Genomic DNA, 269 nt, shown 5'->3' with positions numbered 1-269 from the left:
GCACACAGTGGTGCTACTATCAACGCGCGCAAGCTTGAGGAAGATACGGATAACTTTAAGCATGATGCTGTGGACCGTAGTCTATCGCAAGCGCTAATGAAGGCGCGCATGGCCAAGAAGATGAATCAGAAGCAATTGGGGACGCTGATCAATGAGAAACCACAGGTCATTGCTGACTATGAGTCAGGTCGTGCTATTCCTAATGGTCAGATCATTGCGAAATTGAACCGTGCACTGGGTGTACAGTTGCCACGTGGTCCAAAGAAGAA

The 269-nt window shown here is 48.7% G+C and carries 1 protein-coding gene; it reads left to right on the top strand.

Translation table 11 applies throughout. From position 1 onward, the window contains the following. Positions 1 to 269 (top strand): helix-turn-helix domain-containing protein (locus L9G74_RS20745; RefSeq protein WP_238898649.1); only part of this gene is annotated, 269 nt, incomplete at both ends.

The organism is Shewanella electrica (assembly GCF_022321485.1).
Taxonomy (GTDB): domain Bacteria; phylum Pseudomonadota; class Gammaproteobacteria; order Enterobacterales; family Shewanellaceae; genus Shewanella; species Shewanella electrica.
Note: the sequence above shows the minus strand (reverse complement) of the source record. Positions and strands in the feature narration are given on the sequence as shown.